We start from the raw sequence: 16,046 nt of genomic DNA on the forward strand, positions 1-16,046 counted from the left end.
ATCGAGAGCTGTCGGGGAGTGGTCTGTGCCACTTTTCCGGCGGCTCACGCAGACCGTACCGCCGCTTCGCGCAGGTTGTTCCGGTCCTTGAGGTGCATTTAAGGCAGATGCGCCGGATGGGTGACAAGCCGGTGCGCGCTTGTCACACGCTGCACGCGATCCGTTACACACCAACAGCTACGGACGCGATTCCGTGCTGGACGGTCACGGTCGTGGCGCGCAGTGCCGAGATCTCCGCGACGTACCGGAGCACCTTGGCCGCTTCGTCTCCCGCGAGCGGTTCGCACTCGTTGTCGGCGTTCCGACGCACCGGGATGAGCTCGAGCCGGGGTTCGGCGCCCAGCATGCAGCCGGCCAGCAGCCCGTCGACGTGCCGGCCGCGCATCGCCGGCCAGTCGAACACGAGGTTGCCGAGGCTGTAGAGGATCGGACGGCCGCGGTACACCTCGACGGCCTGGATGGTGTGCGGCCCGTGCCCGGCGACCAGGTCGGCGCCCGCGTCGATCGCGGCGCGCCCGTACGTGACCTGGTACTCGGTCAGGTCGGGCCCCGGCAGGCCCCAGTGCATGGAGACGACGACGTGGTCGTTGCCGGCTTTGGCCTGCCGCACGTCGGCGACGAGCCGCTCGAGGTGCTCGGGCACCGGTGCCGTGCGGACGACCGGGGGCCGGCCCGGGACTTCGGCGACCCGGGGATCCGGCTGGTACGCGGTGGTCGCAAACGCTTGCGCAACCCCCGGAGAGGGTTGGCTGTAGGGGCGGCGAAGTGAGCTGTACGCGAGGAACGCGACCTTTTCGCCGGACCGCTCGAGCACCGCCGGTGCGTGCGCGGCGTCGAGGTTCGCGCCCGCGCCGCAGTGGGCGATCCCGGCGTCGTCGAGCACCGCGAGGCCGGCCAGCACCGCGGCCGGCGGGTGGGCGGCGTCGTTGGCGCACGAAACGACGTCGATGCCCGCCGACTTCAGCGCTTCGACCATCGCCGCGTGGATCGGTCCCTCGAAGTTCACGAACCGGACGTCGGCGCCCTCGAGCAGCGGATCCAGCCGGTCGAACGCGGTCGAGGGGGTCGTGCGGCCCTGGATGTTGACGTCTCCGCCGAGGACGAGCGTGATCACGAAACCTGCTCTGCCGAGTGGGTGACGACGAAAGTAGTTGTTACGAATCGTTGCATCTTTGTCTTCCTCCTCCTCACTTGTTCGGGGGACTATGCCACGACTGTTCAAGCACAAAGGGGACTCAGGGTGACCAAGACCCACGGATCCAAGGCCGTCTTCACGGTGGCCGTCGCGTCGGGCCTGGTGCTCGGGGGCGTGGCCGCACCGGCCGCGCTCGCCACACCGAGCGCCGACGCGGTCATCGCCGAGGTCTACGGCGGAGGTGGCAACTCGGGAGCGACGCTCACCAGCGACTTCGTCGAGCTCGCCAACCGCGGAGCGGCGGCCGCGAGCCTGGCCGGCTTCAGCGTCCAGTACCTGTCCGGTTCGGCCGGCCCGTCGAGCACCTGGCAGGTGACGCCGCTGGCCGGCAGTGTCGCGCCGGGCGGGCGCTACCTCGTGGCCGAGGGCAAGGGTGCCGGGGGCACCGTCGCGCTGCCCACGCCGGACGCGACCGGCGCGATCGCGATGTCGGCCACCGCCGGCACCATCGCCCTCGTCTCCGGCACCACCGCGCTGACCTGCAAGACCGTCGCGGACTGCGCCGCCGACCCCCGGATCAAGGACCTCGCCGGGTTCGGCACGGCGACCGTGCGCGAAGGCAACCCGGCTGCGGCGCCGTCGAACACGACGTCCGTCGCGCGCGGCACGGCCCTCGCCGACACCGACGACAACGCCGCCGACTTCACCGTCGGCGAGCCGACCCCGACCAACACCGCGGGTGAGTCGACGGGCGGCGACCCCGGCCCGGCGCCGACCCCGGCGAAGATCCACGACATCCAGGGCACCACGAGGATTTCGCCCTTCAAGGACAAGAAGGTCTCGGGCGTCACCGGTGTCGTCACCGCGACCCGGGCGTTCGGTTCGTCGCGCGGCTTCTGGGTCACCGACCCGAACCCGGACGCCGACCCGCGCACCAGCGAGGGCCTGTTCGTCTTCACCGGCTCGACGAGCCCGGCCGTCGCGGTCGGCGACGCGGTGACCGCGACCGGCACCGTCCGCGAGTTCTACCCGGACGCCCCGGCGACGTCGAACTACCAGTCGCTCACCGAGCTGGGCAGTGCACAGTGGACGGTCGACTCCCACGGGAACGCCCTCCCTGCGCCGACGGTGCTGAACCCGGACACCGTGCCGGAGACGTACGCGCCGTCGCCCGGTGGGAACATCGAACCGCTCACCCTGGAGCCGTCGAAGTACGCCCTGGACTTCTGGGAGGCGCACGAGAGCGAGATCGTGAGCGTCACCGACGCCCGCGTCGTCGGCCCGTCGAACTCGTTCAACGAGCTGTACGTGACGACCAAGCCGGACCAGCACAAGTCCGTCCGCGGCGGCAGTGTCTACCTGGGCTACGACCAGCTCAACAGCGGTGTCACGAAGGTGTCGTCGCTGATCCCGTTCGACCAGCGGCCGTTCCCGAAGCTCAACGTCGGTGACGTGCTGACCGGCACGACCTCGGGCCCGGTCGAGTACAGCAACTTCGGCGGCTACACGCTGTTCGCCAGCGTGCTCGGCACGGAAAAGGACAACGGGCTGCAGGGCGAGACCACGCGCAAGCAGCGCTCCGGCGAGCTCGCCGTCGCGACGTACAACGTCGAGAACCTGGCGCCGGGCGACCCGCAGGCGAAGTACGACCGGCTCGGCGAGGCGATCGTCACGCACCTCGCGACGCCGGACATCGTTAACCTGGAAGAGATCCAGGACAACACGGGCGCGACCGACGACGGCACGGTGGCGGCGGACCAGACGCTGCAGAAGTTCACCGACGCCATCGTCGCCAAGGGTGGTCCGCGCTACCAGTGGCGCTCGATCGACCCGGTGAACGACCAGGACGGTGGCCAGCCGGGCGGCAACATCCGCGTGGTGTTCCTGTTCAACCCGGCCCGCGTGTCCTTTGTGGATCGTCCGGGTGGGACGTCGACGACGGCCGTCGGCGTGGTCCGCGAACACGGCAAGGTGCACCTGACGGCGTCACCGGGCCGCGTCGACCCCACGAACGAAGCGTGGACCACCAGCCGGAAGCCGCTTGCCGGTGAGTTCGTCTTCAAGGGCCGCACGGTGTTCGTCATCGCCAACCACTTCAACTCCAAGGGCGGTGACCAGCCCACGCACGGCCGGTTCCAGCCGCCGTCGCGGAGTTCCGAGGTGCAGCGGGCGAAGCAGGCCACGGTGCTGCGCGGATTCGTCGATTCCTTGCTGGCGGCCGATCGCAGCGCCAACATCGTCGTGGCGGGCGACCTGAACGACTACCCGTTCTCGCCCGCGGTCCAGACGCTCACCGCCGGTGGCGCACTGAAGGACCTGATCGCGTCGGTGCCCGAAGCCGAGCGGTACAGCTACGTTTTCGAGGGCCAGTCCCAGGTGCTGGACCACATCCTGGCGTCGAAGGCGCCGCGCGGGGTCGACTACGACGTCGTCCACATCAACGCGGAGTTCGCCGACCAGGCCAGCGACCACGACCCGCAGGTGATCCGGTTCCGGCCGGGCGCGGGCAACCCGCTCGAGGACGCGCTCTGCGACTTCCTCGACTGGCTGGAGCAGGTCTTCGTTAAGTAGTTCTCTTTGCGGTGGGGCCACTTCCGGGCGCATTGCCCGGGAGTGGCCCTTTTCGTTTTTGACACCTTTGGGTGACGACGAAACCGCGGAGCGTCGACGGCCGTCTTACGGTGGACGGGACCACAAGGGGAGGGTGGCGTGGACGGGCACGGGTATGCGGTGAAGGTCGACGAGCTGGGCAAGCTCATCGACGACCTCGGCACGGCGGCGGGCAGGATGGCCGACGCGAACAAGAAGCTCGGCGGCGGTGGGGCGTTCGGCTCGCTGGGCACGACGGAGCTGGGCAAGGCCGGAGTAGATTTCGAAGAGGCCTGGAGCTTCGGCATCGGCCGGCTGGGTGAGGCGGCTTCGGGGGTGACGGAGCGGCTCGAGGCGGCCAAGCGGAAGTACGAGGAGATCGAGGCCCAGTTCGGCGGCGAGCTGGGGAAGTTCGGCTCGGCGGTGCTGGGTGACCTCCCGGACAGCGGCCAGCCGGGCGGCGCGCGGGGACACTACCCCGTGGTCGGGCAGCCGGGCGGAGGCCCGGTCGGCGGTGGTGTCACCGGCGGGGAGGGGCCGGTCGGCGGCGGCGCGACCGGCGGCATCACCGGCCTCCTGAACGGCCTCGACCGGTGAGCGCCCGCGACTTCCCGGCCCTGGGCTTCGACCCGGCGCCCGGCGACCTCGACGGCATCACCGATCTGGCCGGCAAGTACCGCGCCGTGGGCGGCGACCTGGCCGAGGCCGACGATTCGCTCCGCCGGATCGTCCGGAAGCAGGGCGTTTGGCAGGGCGAGGCCAGCGAAGCCTTCGCCCGCCGCCTCGGTCCGCTGCCGGACTACCTCGACGATGCGGCCAAGTCGATGACCTGCGCCGCCGACGCGCTCGAAGGCTGGGCGCAGAACCTCGGTGACCTGCAGAAACGCGCGGCCGAGCTGGAAGCGCGCGCGGAAGCCGCGGCCCGGGCGGCCGAGCAGGCGCGGGCGAACCCGGACCTCGCGCTGGCCAACCGGACGTTCCCGGACCAGTCGTCCCTGCAGATCGCCCAGCGTCTCCTGGACAACGCGGGCCAGCAGCTCCAGACGGCCATCGACGGCTGCCAGAACGTCCAAGACGCGGCGAAGCAGCTCCAGCAGGACCACACGGACGCCGCCGCCCGGGTCGCCGAGCAGCTGCGGCGGGCCAAGGAGCCGGCCCCGGACGAGCCGGACGTCCTCGACAAGCTCGGCGACGCCGTCGGCGGGGCCCTTGTCGACTTGTCGGCCACCCTCGCCGACGGGGTCGACGAGGCGTTGAACTTCGTCCAGGACCACGCGGAACTGCTGGGCAAGACCTCGGACGTGGTGGGTGACATCGGCAATGCCCTTGGCCTGGCCGGTGAGTTCCTCCCCGATCCGCTCAAGGAGGTTGCGGGTGCGGTGGCGACCACGTTCGGGATAGCGGCGCTGGCCGGCCACGCCGCGGCCAAGCTGGCCGGCGCCGACGTCGCCGGGGAAACCTTGATCTTCGACGGAATCGGGGCGGGGACTTCGCTGATCGGCGGCTTCTTGCCGACGGGCGGCGCGGCGGTCGCGAAGGCCCTCGGCTACGGGGCCGTCGGTGCCCAGCTCCAGGCCGACGCCGGCGCCCGGGTGATCGGCGTGGACTTCGAGGGGCCGATCGGCGATTTGCTCAACTACTGGGTCCCGAAGGACGTGGGCCAGCTGGCGGTCACCAGCTCAGCGCTCGTCGCCGGGCCTGCTCCGCTGGTGATCGTGGCGGCGGAAAACGCGGCCGATGCCGGAGAACAGGCCGACAACGCGCCGGCGCGCCGACGTCAGCGGACGGAAGACGAGGTGTGGAACTGATGCCTCTCGAAATCGACCTGCCGCCTGGCTTCGCCGGCCTGCCGGTGGGCACCGACGACCAGCTCAACCGCGGGCACGCCCGGATGGTCGCCGAAAACGTGGCGTCCGGGACCAGCGTCGAACAGTTCGGCAGCTACCTGATGGCCCTGGTGCCGGCCATGCAGGCCAACGGCGTCCGCGTGTTCGGCAAGTTCGCCGTCGGCCCACGGAAGGGTGACGTGGCCACCCTGACGCTCGGCGTGGCGCTCTGGCCGGAAACCGCGCCCGGCAGCCGGGACGCCCTCGTCGCCGCGATGGCCGAGGAGTACCGCGGCCGGCACAAGCGAGCGGTGGTGCAGCCGGTGCGGCTGCCGATCGGGCCGGCCGTCGTCGCCATCAGCGGTGGCGAATTCCCCCTGCCCGAAGGGGACGTCCGGACGCAGATCAAGGCGGAGTACCAGATCCCGCTGCCGGACGGCCGGTCCGTGGTGATCCTGTCGGTCATCGCGGAGTCCGAAGACGCCTGGCCGGCGGTCGCCGAAGCGACGGCGAAGGTGGCCTGGAGCCTCCGCAGCGGGGAGGCAGCGCGATGACGGACCTGGCCGCCCGCGCCGGCAACTCTTTCTCGCCACTGATCGTCCTGCCGATGCTGTTCGTGCTCGGTGGTCTCTTCGCAGCTTCGATGACGGTGCGGATCATCCGGATCGCGCGCGGCCGGGAACGCCGTGAACTGCAGCTGGCCCGCCTGGCCGCACAGCTCGACGGCCGGGACCGGGTCTGCATCCGGACGGTGGAATTCGGCTTGTCCGAAGCAGACCTCCGCTGGGTCGCGCACGGCCGGGGCTACGGCGTGACAGAGCACGCCTTCAGCAGGTTCTACGAGTTCGTCCGCGTACCACCCCAGGCGCCGCCCGGGAGCCCGGGACCGTGGCAGGGGAGACCATGAACAACGCGCAGCTGGTCGAGGAACTGCGCTGGCAGCTCAGGCAGATCGAACACCGCAAGGCCGAGAACCAGCGCCTCCTGGCCGGGATCGCCGGGAGTGACCACACGACCGTCGTCTCGCCGGATCGGAGCGTCACCGTGCTCGCCGGACCCGGTGGGATCGTCAGCGAGGTGCGGCTCGCGCCCGAGGCCATGCGGTTCGACGCGGTCTCGCTCAGCCGCACCATCACCGCCGCCGTCCGGGAAGCCGTCGCCGCCGGGAAAGGGCCGGAACCGGCCGGGCCGTCTCCGGCGCAGCGTCAAGCGCCGCGGCCGCGCAGACCGGCTCCGGCCGACGACGATCCCTGCGACACCGTGTTCGACATCTAGGCCGGTGGCGGCTGCTCACCCCGCTTGGCGGCCGCCCGCTTGGCCCGCCACCCCAACGCCAGCACCGCCTGGACCAGCTCCTGGTAACTCGGCTTGACCTCCTCGAGGTACCGCTCCAGGTAGGCCGCGCGCGCCGTGGTGACCGGGCGCGGGTGGTCGCCCGGAGGGAGCCAGGTCAGGCCCTGGATGTTGTGCAGCGCCATCTTCCACCAGCGCGTCGCGCGCTCGGCCGCCCTCGCCTCGCGGTCGGTGGCCACCTCGATCGCGGTCTGGGCCGCCTCGAGCTCGGCTTCCAGTGCCTCGGCCCGCGCCCGTTCCCACGCACGCAGGTTGTCCGCCGACCCCCGGGAGAGGGCGATGATCTCCTTGTACCGCATGGCCGCGGTGGCACCGTCATCGGTCATCGGTCGTTCTCCGGACGCTGGAACGGGATGATCACTTCGGGCGCGCCGTGGGTGGTGCGGTCGAAGAACAACGCGCGGCCCGGGCGCGGCGACCAGTGCACGACCTGGCCCGCCGCGAACGGCGACAGCTCGTTGCCCTGGACGTCGAGCGCCGCCCAAGTGCCGATGTCGTCGGTGCCGCCGAACCCCAGGGTGTCCTTGAGCCGGGCGATGCTGCGCCACCAGCCGATCGTGTGGACGCCGTGGCCCGGTCCCTGCTTCAGGATGACCCGCAGGTGGTCGAGCCCGCTTTTCAGCTGGCCGACGCCCTTCGTCTCCAGAACCGGCAGTGCCGCGTCCACCCCGTACAGCAGCAGCACCTTCGCGCCGCCGGACATCGAGCCGTTCATCGACTCGAGGACGCCGGTCAGGTCGTCCACCAGCGACGCCGCGTGGCCGTCCGCGCGCAGCCGCTCGGTCAGTTCCAGGGCGGCCGGGGCGCACGCCTCGATCGGGCAGCTCAGCACGAACTCGACTTCGCCGGGTTCGTACTGCCGGGACAGCGACCGCGCCGACGAGTCCATGATGGACAGTGCCTCGGCGGTGGCGGAGCCGAGCACCGCGACGTTGCGGCCCGGCGCCCGCGGCAGGTCGGCGCCGCACGCCGTCTCGGTGACGTCGATCGACTGGCCGAGCAGGGCCCGCGGCTTCGAAGTCGGCTTGAGGTCGAGGTACGCCGGGAACTGTTCCAGGATCGGCGAATGCGCGCCGTCGAACAGGCGCGGCCGGGGGAAGCGGCCCGCGTACTCCTCCCACAGCCGGTGCTGCAGCCGGACGAACACGTTCTTGCTGCTCGCGTCCGGGATGTGGGCCAGCTGGTTGCCGTGGGCGACGCCGGAGTCGTGGTTGATCACCGCGTGCCACTTCGGCGCCGACACCGCCGCGTTGTTCGTTTCGGCCAGCACGCGCCGCGCCTTCGGCATCGCGATCCGCAGCGTGCACTGCTCGAACACCGCCGGCTTGCCCCAGAACGCCTCGATGCCGGCGACGTCCTGGCTGGCCAGCACCAGGTGGATGCCCTGCGACCGGCCGCGCCGGGCGATGTCCTCCAGCAGCTGCGTCGCCGTGGCGGTCACCTGGTCACGGCCGGCGAACAGGTACTGGAACTCGTCGATCACCGCGACGATCCGCGGCCAGTGCCCGCCCGGGTCGGCTTCGCGGAGATCGGCGAGGTTCGTGACCTCGTGCTCCTTCGCGGCCGCGGACCGGCGGCGCAGCTCGTCGGCCAGAAACCTCAGCAGCGCCAGGCCGAACTCGCGGTCGGTGTTGACGTTGACGCCGACGAGCCGGGCGTGCGGCAGCCAGCTCGCGTCCTTCCGGCCCGGCGCCAGACCGGCGAACGAGACACCTTCCTTGAAGTCCAGCAGGTACAGCGCCAGCTCTTCCGGGGTGTAGCGCGCCGCGAGGCTGCCGAGCAGCGCGTACAGGAAGTTCGTCTTGCCCGAACCGGACGGGCCGCCGATCAGGACGTGCGGGCTCGGGTCGCCGATCACGACCTCGACCGGCTCGCCTTCGAAGAACCCGACCGGGGCCCGCAGTTCCCGCGCCGAGTTCTCCTGGCCCAGCTCCGCCGGCAGGAGGTCGTCGAACGACCGCGGGCCGCCCTGCTTGGCGATCAGTGCCTTGGCGATCGTGTCGATCGCGCGGATCACCTGCGCGGACGGCATCGCGGGATCGAGGTCGACGACCAGGTCGGTGCCGGTCATGCTGCTGATCGCGTGCCGGTCGTCGAGCAGGCTCAGCGTTTCGACCGGCGCGCTCACCGCGGTCGGCACGTCCACCATGATCAGGCAGATGCCGGCGGCCAGCGCGCCGCTCGCGACGCGCTTGAGGTCGCGGGCGCGTTCGGGCTCGAGGGTTTCGCCGTTGCCGTACAGCACGACGACGCGGAACGGCTCGCCCCGCTGCTCGGTCTTGTTCCGCATTTCCCGCAGCGACGTGAATCCGGCGGACATGCAGCTGGCGTGGATGCGGCGGATGTGCCCGGCCAGCTCGTCGAGGAGGTCCTCGAGCCGTCCCGGGTCGTACAGCGAGAGCGCGCTGGTGTGGCTGAGCGGGTAGAGGTCGGGCAGGATCGCGGTCAGCTGCCCGATGTCCCACAGGTGCACGCGCACCGCGCCGGGCTCGAACGTCGAGAGCACGCGGACCAGCAGGTTCTGCACGATGCCGTCGATCGTGGGCCGCGTCTTCGGCGCCGACGTGATCGCCAGGTGCGACTCGTCGAGCAACGGGACGGCGACGTCGAACGTGCGGGTGGCGTCGCCGCCCGCGGCGGTCGCGGAGCCGACGCGCCACAGGCCGGGCGACGTCAGGCCGGCGTTGTGCCCGACCTTGCCGAGCCAGTCGCCCGGCGGCAGCCCGGCCGGCCCGGGTGCGTTCTGCGCGACCAGCTCCCGCAGCGTGGCGGGACCTTGGCTCCAGTCGGTGTAGAAAGCGGTTCGCACGCTGCCGAGCGCGCCGAACACCTCGTGTGCGGCGGGGTGGCGGGACCACTCGTTCTGCTGCTCGGCGCTGGCGTGGTTCATGCCGACGCGGACGATGTCCCGCTCCAGCTGGAGTTTGGCGAGATCGGCCTCCGCGGCTTGGCGCGCCCCGGCCGCCGCGCCCAGTACCAGTCCGATCTGATGGCGGACCCGGTCGAGTGCGGTTTCGACGCGGTTGCGTTGCTCGGCTGACTTGTTGGCCATCGGCGTCCCCAAGAAAAGTGGTCCCCAAGAAAGGATTACAGGCGCGACCGGTATCCGCTCACCAGATCCTCGGCAGCGTGCAGCCGGACGAGGAGCTGGTCCAGCCCCTCGCCGGCCTGTGCGTATTGCGAAGGAAGCCAGGGATCGGCCTTGGCCTGGGCGTCCACGAGAGCTTGCCGGGCTTCCCCGAGCAGGCTTGTGGCCCGTTCGGAGTGGGCTCGCGCGTCGGCGAGCCCGGTGACGGCAGCGGTGAGCAGCTGGTGGAGTTCGGCGAGCGTCATCCGGCTAGAGACGCGCCGAGTAGGAGTCGGCGGAGGAAATGCTGGCTTGGACGGTGCTCTGCAGGCCGTTGATGCCCTGCAGAGCCTCCGCCAGCAGTCCGTGCGCTTGGCTCACTTCGTGCTGGCTGCTCCCTTGGGTCGCCTGTGCGAGCGACTGCTGAGCTTCTTCGAGAGACTGCGCTGCCTGCTGCAGGGCGGCGATGCTCGCGGACGCCTTCTCGTTGGCGAGCGCGATGCCAGCGCGGATCTCTTCGACTCCGGCCATCGGGCCTCTACTCCTCGAATTCTGGTGTCGTACGGGGACGGATTCCATTGAAACAGATCCAGCGACTCAGCGTGATCATCAGACTTTGCCGAGTGATCGCGGGTCCGGAATCAGCAAGGCCCCGGACGTGGGAACGTCCGGGGCCGGGCCGATTACGGTCTGTGCGGGGGTTGTCCCGCCACCAATGCCGCACACTGAAGTCGCTGGCCAGCGCTACCCCAGGTCAGAGCGGTTTTCGTGCCACTACCGGCCTTTCTCGACAGGGGCGGGCGAGGTGAGGACGAGACTAGCGCGACCGGCGTAACGCCCTTCGTTCAGCCCTCTTCGTAACTCCTCGTACGGGGCGAGAATTCCGCAGCACTGAAGGCATTTCATCTTCCCCGCGGCCGAAAGTGCCGCGCGAACGCGCCCGGACATACCGACGGTGGGTCCACGCGGGCGGCTCGGGCGCGAGCGGGCGAAGGGGCCAAACGACGAACGCCGGGCCGCCCGTGAAGGCTGCCCGGCGTTCGCCTGGTTACTGCGGCGGAGGATACAGGATTCGAACCTGCGAGGGCGTGAACCCAACACGCTTTCCAAGCGTGCGCCTTAGGCCGCTCGGCCAATCCTCCGCAGAAGACGATACCGGATGGCCTCAAGCGACCCGGAAGGTGGGTCTGAGCAGCGGGCTTCAGGCCGTGACGTCGGCGACCACGCAGGTGATGTTGTCCGGGCCGCCGCCTTCGTTGGCCAGGTCGATCAGCTCCTGGACCACCTCGGCCGGTGGTGAACCGGCCGCCAGCACGTCGCGCATCTTGGCTTCGGAGACCGGGCCGCTCAGCCCGTCGGAGCAGAGCAGGTAACGGTCGCCGGGCTTCGCCTTGAACGTCCAGATGTCCGGGTCGCCCGAACCCGCCGTCTGCAACGCCTTCATCAGCAGCGAACGCCGTGGGTGGGACTCGGCGTCCTCCGCGGCGACGCGGCCGTCCTCGACCAGGGCCTGCACGAGCGTGTGGTCGCGGGTCAGCCGGCGCAGGCCGCCGTCGCGCAGGAGGTAGCCGCGGGAGTCGCCGATGTGGGCGGCCGCGAACTCGGCGCCGTCGAACAGCAGGGCTGTCAGCGTGGTGCCCATGCCGTCGGTCGTCGGCTCCTGGGAAACCACTTCGTGCAGCCGCTCGTCGATCGACTTGACCACGCCGGCCAGGGTCGCGGCCAGGTCCACGTTCGTCAGATCGACCCGTCGCAGGTCGACTTCGAGTTCACGGAGCACGTCGACCGCCGTCGCGCTGGCGACCTCGCCGTGCGGCTGACCGCCGATGCCGTCGGCGACGGCGAGCAGACGGGAACTCGCGTAGACCGCGTCCTCGTTGACCCGGCGTCGCTTGCCGACGTCCGACCCGGCGGCGTACCGCAGGACGTACCGATCGTGTGTCATGCCCCCATGAAAGCATTGGTTGACTGAGTTCACAAGCAGGTCGGTTGACGGGACCATCCTCCGATAGAGTCCTCGCCATGGACGACGACGCCACGGTCAGCGCGGCCGACATCGCGCGGCTCGCCGGGGTCGGCCGGGCGGCGGTCAGCAACTGGCGCCGCCGCTACCCGGACTTCCCGCAGCCGGTCGGCGGCACGGCGTCGAGCCCGTTGTTCGGCCTTTCCGCCGTCGCCGGCTGGTTCGCCGCGCGCGGCAAGAAGTTCGAGCTGAGCGCCGGCGAACGCGCGTGGCAGCGCTTGCGGGCCCTCGGCGACGACCTCGACCTCGCCGAACGCGTCAGCCGCGCGGGCGTCTTCTTCGCCTTCCAGGCCGGCATCTTCGACACCTTCGACAGCGCCCTCGACGACCCGGAGCTGCTCACGCTGCTCAGCGAGATGACGCACCAGGCGGGGCCGGTCGAAGCGTTCGAGCTGTTGTGCCACCGGTACTTCGAGGCGCATTCACGGCGGTTGTCGGCCACGCCGGAGCCGATCGCCGAGCTGATGGCCCGGCTCGCCGGCCCGGTGACGACCATCCTCGACCCGGCGTGCGGCTTCGGCTCGCTCGCGCTGGCGAGCGGCGCGAAAACCGTGCTGGGGCAGGACAGTGATCCGATGACGGCGTCGATCGCGGCCCTGCGGCTGCGGTTGCGCGGCATCGAGGCGGAGATCTACGCGGTCGACGCGCTGCGCGAAGACGCCTTCGCCGGCCGGGCCGCCGAAGCGGTGTTGTGCGATCCGCCGTTCAACGAACGCGCGTGGGGGCACGACGAGCTGGTGGGCGACGAGCGCTGGGAGTACGGCCTTCCCCCGCGCGGCGAACCCGAGCTCGCCTGGGTGCAGCACTGCCTCGCGCACGTCGAACCCGGTGGCACGGTGGCGATCCTGATGCCCGGCGCGGCGGCCGGCCGGCGCAGCGGCAAGCGCATCCGCGGCAACCTGCTGCGCGCGGGTGCGGTCCGCGCGGTCGTCACGCTGGCCTCGGCGGGCCCTGACCTCTGGCTGCTGCGGCGGCCGGCTCCCGGCGAGCGTGCGCCGTCCACGGTGCTGCTCGGCGAAGCGGGCGACGAACTGTCCACCGTCGAAGAGAGCTGGCGGGCCTTCCTGGCCCGGCCCGAATCCGGCGTCCGGATCATCGATCTGCTCGACGACGACGTAGATCTCACCCCGGCCCACCGCCGCGCCAGGGACGAGGACCCCGGGCAGGCGTTCCAGGCCGTGCGGGCCCGGTTCGCCGAGCTGGCCCCGCAGCTCCCGCCGCTCGAAGCGGCGGACGCCGAACCGGCGTTCACGACGATCGGCGAGCTGGTCAAGGCCGGTGTCGTCGAGGTCAGGCACGCGGCGGTGCGCGTGGACGCCGAGTACCCGCTCGCCGAGGAGGGGGACGTCGTCGCGTCGGTGACCGGCATCGCTTATGTCCACAGTGGACCGTCTCGGCCGGTCGGCGCCGGCCTGACCGTGTACCGGGTCGACGCGGACCGGCTCGACGCGGGCTTCCTGGCCGGCTGCCTGCGCGCGGCCGACCTGCCCGCGACGTCCGCGTCCACCCGGATCGACGGCAGGCGGGTGCGGATCCCGCGCGTCCCGCTCGCCGTCCAGCGCGAATACGGCCAGGTCTTCGGAAAACTCGCCGAGTTCGACGACGTCCTGCGACAGGCGGCCGAAATCGGCCGTGACCTGGTCCGGCTAGGCTTTGCCGGACTCGTCGAAGGACGGCTGCGCCCCGGAGGGCAGTGAGCCGGAGGGGAACGGATGCTGATCGCCGACCGCTACGAGCTCGACGAGCTGCCGCTCGGCCGCGGCGGGATGGGCGCGGTGCACGGCGGGCACGACCGCAGGCTGGGCCGGCGCGTGGCGATCAAGCTGCTCAGGCTGCCGGGCCGCGACGAAGAGCTGGAAGCCCGCTTCGCGCGGGAGGCCCGCATCCTGGCGACGCTCGACCACCCCGGCGTGCCGACGCTGTACGACTACGGCACCCACGACGACCGGTTGTTCCAGGTCATGCAGTTCGTCGACGGCGTGACCGTGGCCGACCTGCTCGCCGAGCACGGGCCGCTGCCGGTGCCGTGGGCCGCGGCGATCGCGGCGCAGGCGTGCGCGGTGCTGACCGCCGCCCACGCGCTGGCGGTCTGCCACCGCGACCTCAAGCCGTCCAACCTGATGCTGGGGCCCGACGGCGGTGTGAAGGTGATGGACTTCGGGCTGGCCGTGCTCCGGGAAGCCGACGCGGCGCAGTTCACGCGGGCCGGGCAGCTGCTCGGGACGCCGTCGTACATGGCTCCCGAGCAGATCCAGCGGGGCGGTGCCGAACCGCGGAGCGACCTCTACGCGCTGGGGTGCGTGCTGCACGAGATGCTCACCGGGCGGCGGCTCTTCGACGGGCCCACGGCGTACGCGGTGTTCGAGCGGCAGGTCAAGGAACTGCCGCCGCCGGTGGCGGGCGTCCCGAAGCCGCTCAACACGCTGCTCGCCGAGATGCTGGCGAAGGACCCGGAAGCCCGCCCGGCCGGTGCCGCCGCGCTGTACGAGCAGCTCGGCGCGTTCGTCGGCGGGCTGCCGCCGCTTCCGGGGTTCCTGGTACCGGCGTCGGTGCCCAGCCCGGGCCGGATGTACGCGCGCATGCTGGGGCGCGTCAGCGGCTGAGCGCCGGGCGCCGGCCGGCGAGCGGCAGGCCGCGGCGCCGGATGCGCCGGTAGGTCGTCGCGTTCTGCACCGCGATGCTGATGCCGAGGGCGAGGGCGATCGACGCCGAGGTCAGTGCCCCCGCGACACCGAGTGCGGTACCCAGCGCCACCACACCGATCCGGACCGCGACGGTCAGCACCCACAGCCCGATCGTGACCGCCGACCCCTTCTGGAACGTCGTGCCGTCGCGCTCGGTGAGAGTGGTCGTGGTGCTGCGCAGGACGCCGAGCCCGGCGAGCACCAGCAGGTCGGCACCGAGCAGGCCCAGTTCGGCCGCGGACGCGCCGGGCAGCGCTTTCAGCGTGAGGTAGCCGCCGACCGCGACGAGCAGCAGCGGCATCGTGACCAGCGCCTTGCGCGTGAGCAGCGTGCCGCGGATCTGCTGGTAGACGACCCTGTACAGGACGAGGCCGGCGATGGCGGCGTAGAGCAGGACGTTCGCGGCGCTGGGCATTTCCGGGGCTCCCCTTGGTTCGAAGGTGCAGCCAGTTTCGGCGACCGGCGGCCCGGTTTCGTCGGCCCGCGGATCGGGCCCGGGTGGATCCCGGACTCCACCCGCGGGTGGAGCGGAGGGTGAGCAGCTACCCAATCGTGACCTTCGGGGACGAACCTCGACCGGGTGACCGCCGTCTTTATCGATGTCCAAACGCGATGATCGACACAGCTGGGGGTACCGGATCGTGAAAAGGCTCTTGGCGGGAGCGGCCGCGCTGGCCACTGCGTTCGTGCTGGCCGCCTGCTCCGGCGGGGGCTCGGCCGCAGGCCCGAACGCGGGCGGTGGCGCCGTCGCCGCCGCGGGTACGGGCGGCGGGACGCCGACGACCTCCAGCACGACCTCCGCGCCCGCCACCACCAGTGCGACGCCGACGCCGACTCCCACGTCGACTTCGAAGGCGGCGCCGACCAGCACCTCGGCCAAGCCGAAGCCGAAGCCCACCCCGAAGCCGACGCCGAAGCCGCAACCGGCGCCGAACCCGGACGTCCCGTGCGCGGCGGCGGCCGCGGCGTCGGGCACCGCCGCCTGCGTCGACATCTCCGCGCACAAGGCGTGGCTGCTGGAGGGCGGCAAGGTCGTCTACGGTCCGGTGCCGATGCTGCCGGGCCGCAAGGGCAACGAGACCCCGACCGGCACGTTCCACGTGCTGTCGAAGGAAAAGGTGCACCTGTCGAAGGAATTCGACAACGCGGAGATGCCGAACTCGGTGTTCTTCTACCCGGGCGACGCTTTCCACACCGGCAGCCTTTCGGTGTACTCGCACGGCTGCATCCACCTGTCGGCGGGCGCGTCCCTGAAGTTCTTCAACACGCTGCACATCGGTGACGTCGTGCAGGTTGTCCCGTAACGAGTCAGGACCCGTTACGGGCTGTAGGTCACATTCGGGTAAAAACACCCGGCCGAGTGCAACTG

16 protein-coding genes and 1 tRNA gene are annotated in these 16,046 nt (G+C 71.1%); 9 read left to right on the forward strand and 8 right to left on the reverse strand.

Annotated elements, in window-relative coordinates:
- Positions 1 to 163: 163 nt before the first annotated feature.
- Positions 164 to 1,114 (reverse strand): CapA family protein, encoded by a 951-nt coding sequence (locus tag AB0F15_RS20450; protein ID WP_360272261.1) that lies wholly within the window; start codon positions 1,112 to 1,114, stop codon positions 164 to 166.
- Positions 1,115 to 1,240: 126 nt separating this feature from the next.
- On the opposite strand from AB0F15_RS20450, the gene AB0F15_RS20455 reads away from it, so the two are divergent.
- The 6 genes from AB0F15_RS20455 to AB0F15_RS20480 all read left to right on the forward strand — a co-directional run bounded on the left by AB0F15_RS20455 (position 1,241) and on the right by AB0F15_RS20480 (position 6,825).
- Complete coding sequence (locus AB0F15_RS20455; RefSeq protein WP_360272264.1) at positions 1,241 to 3,706, forward strand: endonuclease/exonuclease/phosphatase family protein; 2,466 nt, start codon at positions 1,241 to 1,243, stop codon at positions 3,704 to 3,706.
- A 138-nt stretch (positions 3,707 to 3,844) separates the two neighbouring features.
- Positions 3,845 to 4,321 carry a hypothetical protein gene (locus tag AB0F15_RS20460; protein WP_360272267.1) on the forward strand — a complete coding sequence of 159 codons (477 nt, stop codon included), beginning with the start codon at positions 3,845 to 3,847 and terminating at the stop codon, positions 4,319 to 4,321.
- A complete protein-coding gene (locus AB0F15_RS20465) occupies positions 4,318 to 5,532 on the forward strand; it encodes a putative T7SS-secreted protein (RefSeq protein ID WP_360272270.1) in 1,215 nt (404 codons plus the stop codon). Before AB0F15_RS20460 ends, AB0F15_RS20465 begins: the two co-directional genes overlap by 4 nt.
- Positions 5,532 to 6,104, forward strand: coding sequence for a hypothetical protein (locus AB0F15_RS20470; protein ID WP_360272273.1), 573 nt, complete (start codon positions 5,532 to 5,534; stop codon positions 6,102 to 6,104). The genes AB0F15_RS20465 and AB0F15_RS20470 overlap by 1 nt, the downstream gene beginning before the upstream one ends.
- A complete protein-coding gene (locus tag AB0F15_RS20475) occupies positions 6,101 to 6,457 on the forward strand; it encodes a hypothetical protein (protein ID WP_360272276.1) in 357 nt (118 codons plus the stop codon). Before AB0F15_RS20470 ends, AB0F15_RS20475 begins: the two co-directional genes overlap by 4 nt.
- The gene (locus AB0F15_RS20480; protein ID WP_360272279.1) at positions 6,454 to 6,825 is read left to right on the forward strand and encodes a YbaB/EbfC family nucleoid-associated protein; all 372 of its coding nucleotides are present in this window, start codon (positions 6,454 to 6,456) and stop codon (positions 6,823 to 6,825) included. The genes AB0F15_RS20475 and AB0F15_RS20480 overlap by 4 nt, the downstream gene beginning before the upstream one ends.
- On the opposite strand, the gene AB0F15_RS20485 is transcribed toward AB0F15_RS20480, so the two are convergent.
- The 6 genes from AB0F15_RS20485 to AB0F15_RS20510 form a co-directional block, all read right to left on the reverse strand.
- On the reverse strand, positions 6,822 to 7,229 hold the full coding sequence (locus AB0F15_RS20485) for a hypothetical protein (RefSeq protein ID WP_360272282.1): 408 nt from the start codon (positions 7,227 to 7,229) through the stop codon (positions 6,822 to 6,824). The two genes, AB0F15_RS20480 and AB0F15_RS20485, sit on opposite strands and share 4 nt — an antisense overlap.
- Entirely contained in the window at positions 7,226 to 9,955 is a 2,730-nt protein-coding gene (locus tag AB0F15_RS20490; protein ID WP_360272284.1) for an FtsK/SpoIIIE domain-containing protein, read from the reverse strand. The genes AB0F15_RS20485 and AB0F15_RS20490 overlap by 4 nt, the downstream gene beginning before the upstream one ends.
- 35 nt (positions 9,956 to 9,990) lie before the next feature.
- A complete protein-coding gene (locus tag AB0F15_RS20495; protein WP_003056173.1) occupies positions 9,991 to 10,236 on the reverse strand; it encodes a hypothetical protein in 246 nt (81 codons plus the stop codon).
- 4 nt (positions 10,237 to 10,240) lie between these two features.
- Entirely contained in the window at positions 10,241 to 10,501 is a 261-nt protein-coding gene (locus tag AB0F15_RS20500) for a hypothetical protein (protein WP_003056176.1), read from the reverse strand.
- Between the two features lie 526 nt (positions 10,502 to 11,027).
- Positions 11,028 to 11,112, reverse strand: a tRNA-Ser gene (locus AB0F15_RS20505).
- A 59-nt stretch (positions 11,113 to 11,171) separates the two neighbouring features.
- Positions 11,172 to 11,915 (reverse strand): protein phosphatase 2C domain-containing protein, encoded by a 744-nt coding sequence (locus AB0F15_RS20510; protein WP_360272293.1) that lies wholly within the window; start codon positions 11,913 to 11,915, stop codon positions 11,172 to 11,174.
- Between the two features lie 77 nt (positions 11,916 to 11,992).
- On the opposite strand from AB0F15_RS20510, the gene AB0F15_RS20515 reads away from it, so the two are divergent.
- Both AB0F15_RS20515 and AB0F15_RS20520 read left to right on the forward strand, forming a co-directional pair.
- Positions 11,993 to 13,690, forward strand: coding sequence for an N-6 DNA methylase (locus AB0F15_RS20515; protein ID WP_360272296.1), 1,698 nt, complete (start codon positions 11,993 to 11,995; stop codon positions 13,688 to 13,690).
- A 15-nt stretch (positions 13,691 to 13,705) separates the two neighbouring features.
- Complete coding sequence (locus tag AB0F15_RS20520; protein WP_360272299.1) at positions 13,706 to 14,596, forward strand: serine/threonine-protein kinase; 891 nt, start codon at positions 13,706 to 13,708, stop codon at positions 14,594 to 14,596.
- On the opposite strand, the gene AB0F15_RS20525 is transcribed toward AB0F15_RS20520, so the two are convergent.
- Positions 14,586 to 15,092: a hypothetical protein gene (locus tag AB0F15_RS20525; protein ID WP_360272302.1), complete on the reverse strand. Its 507-nt coding sequence runs from the start codon at positions 15,090 to 15,092 to the stop codon at positions 14,586 to 14,588. The genes AB0F15_RS20520 and AB0F15_RS20525 overlap by 11 nt on opposite strands.
- Before the next feature lie 226 nt (positions 15,093 to 15,318).
- Here AB0F15_RS20525 and AB0F15_RS20530 point away from each other — a divergent pair, with 226 nt between their 5' ends.
- On the forward strand, positions 15,319 to 15,981 hold the full coding sequence (locus AB0F15_RS20530; protein ID WP_360272305.1) for a L,D-transpeptidase: 663 nt from the start codon (positions 15,319 to 15,321) through the stop codon (positions 15,979 to 15,981).
- The last annotated feature ends 65 nt before the right edge of the window (positions 15,982 to 16,046 follow it).

It is taken from the genome of Amycolatopsis sp. NPDC026612 (genome assembly GCF_040638285.1).
Lineage (GTDB): Bacteria > Actinomycetota > Actinomycetes > Mycobacteriales > Pseudonocardiaceae > Amycolatopsis.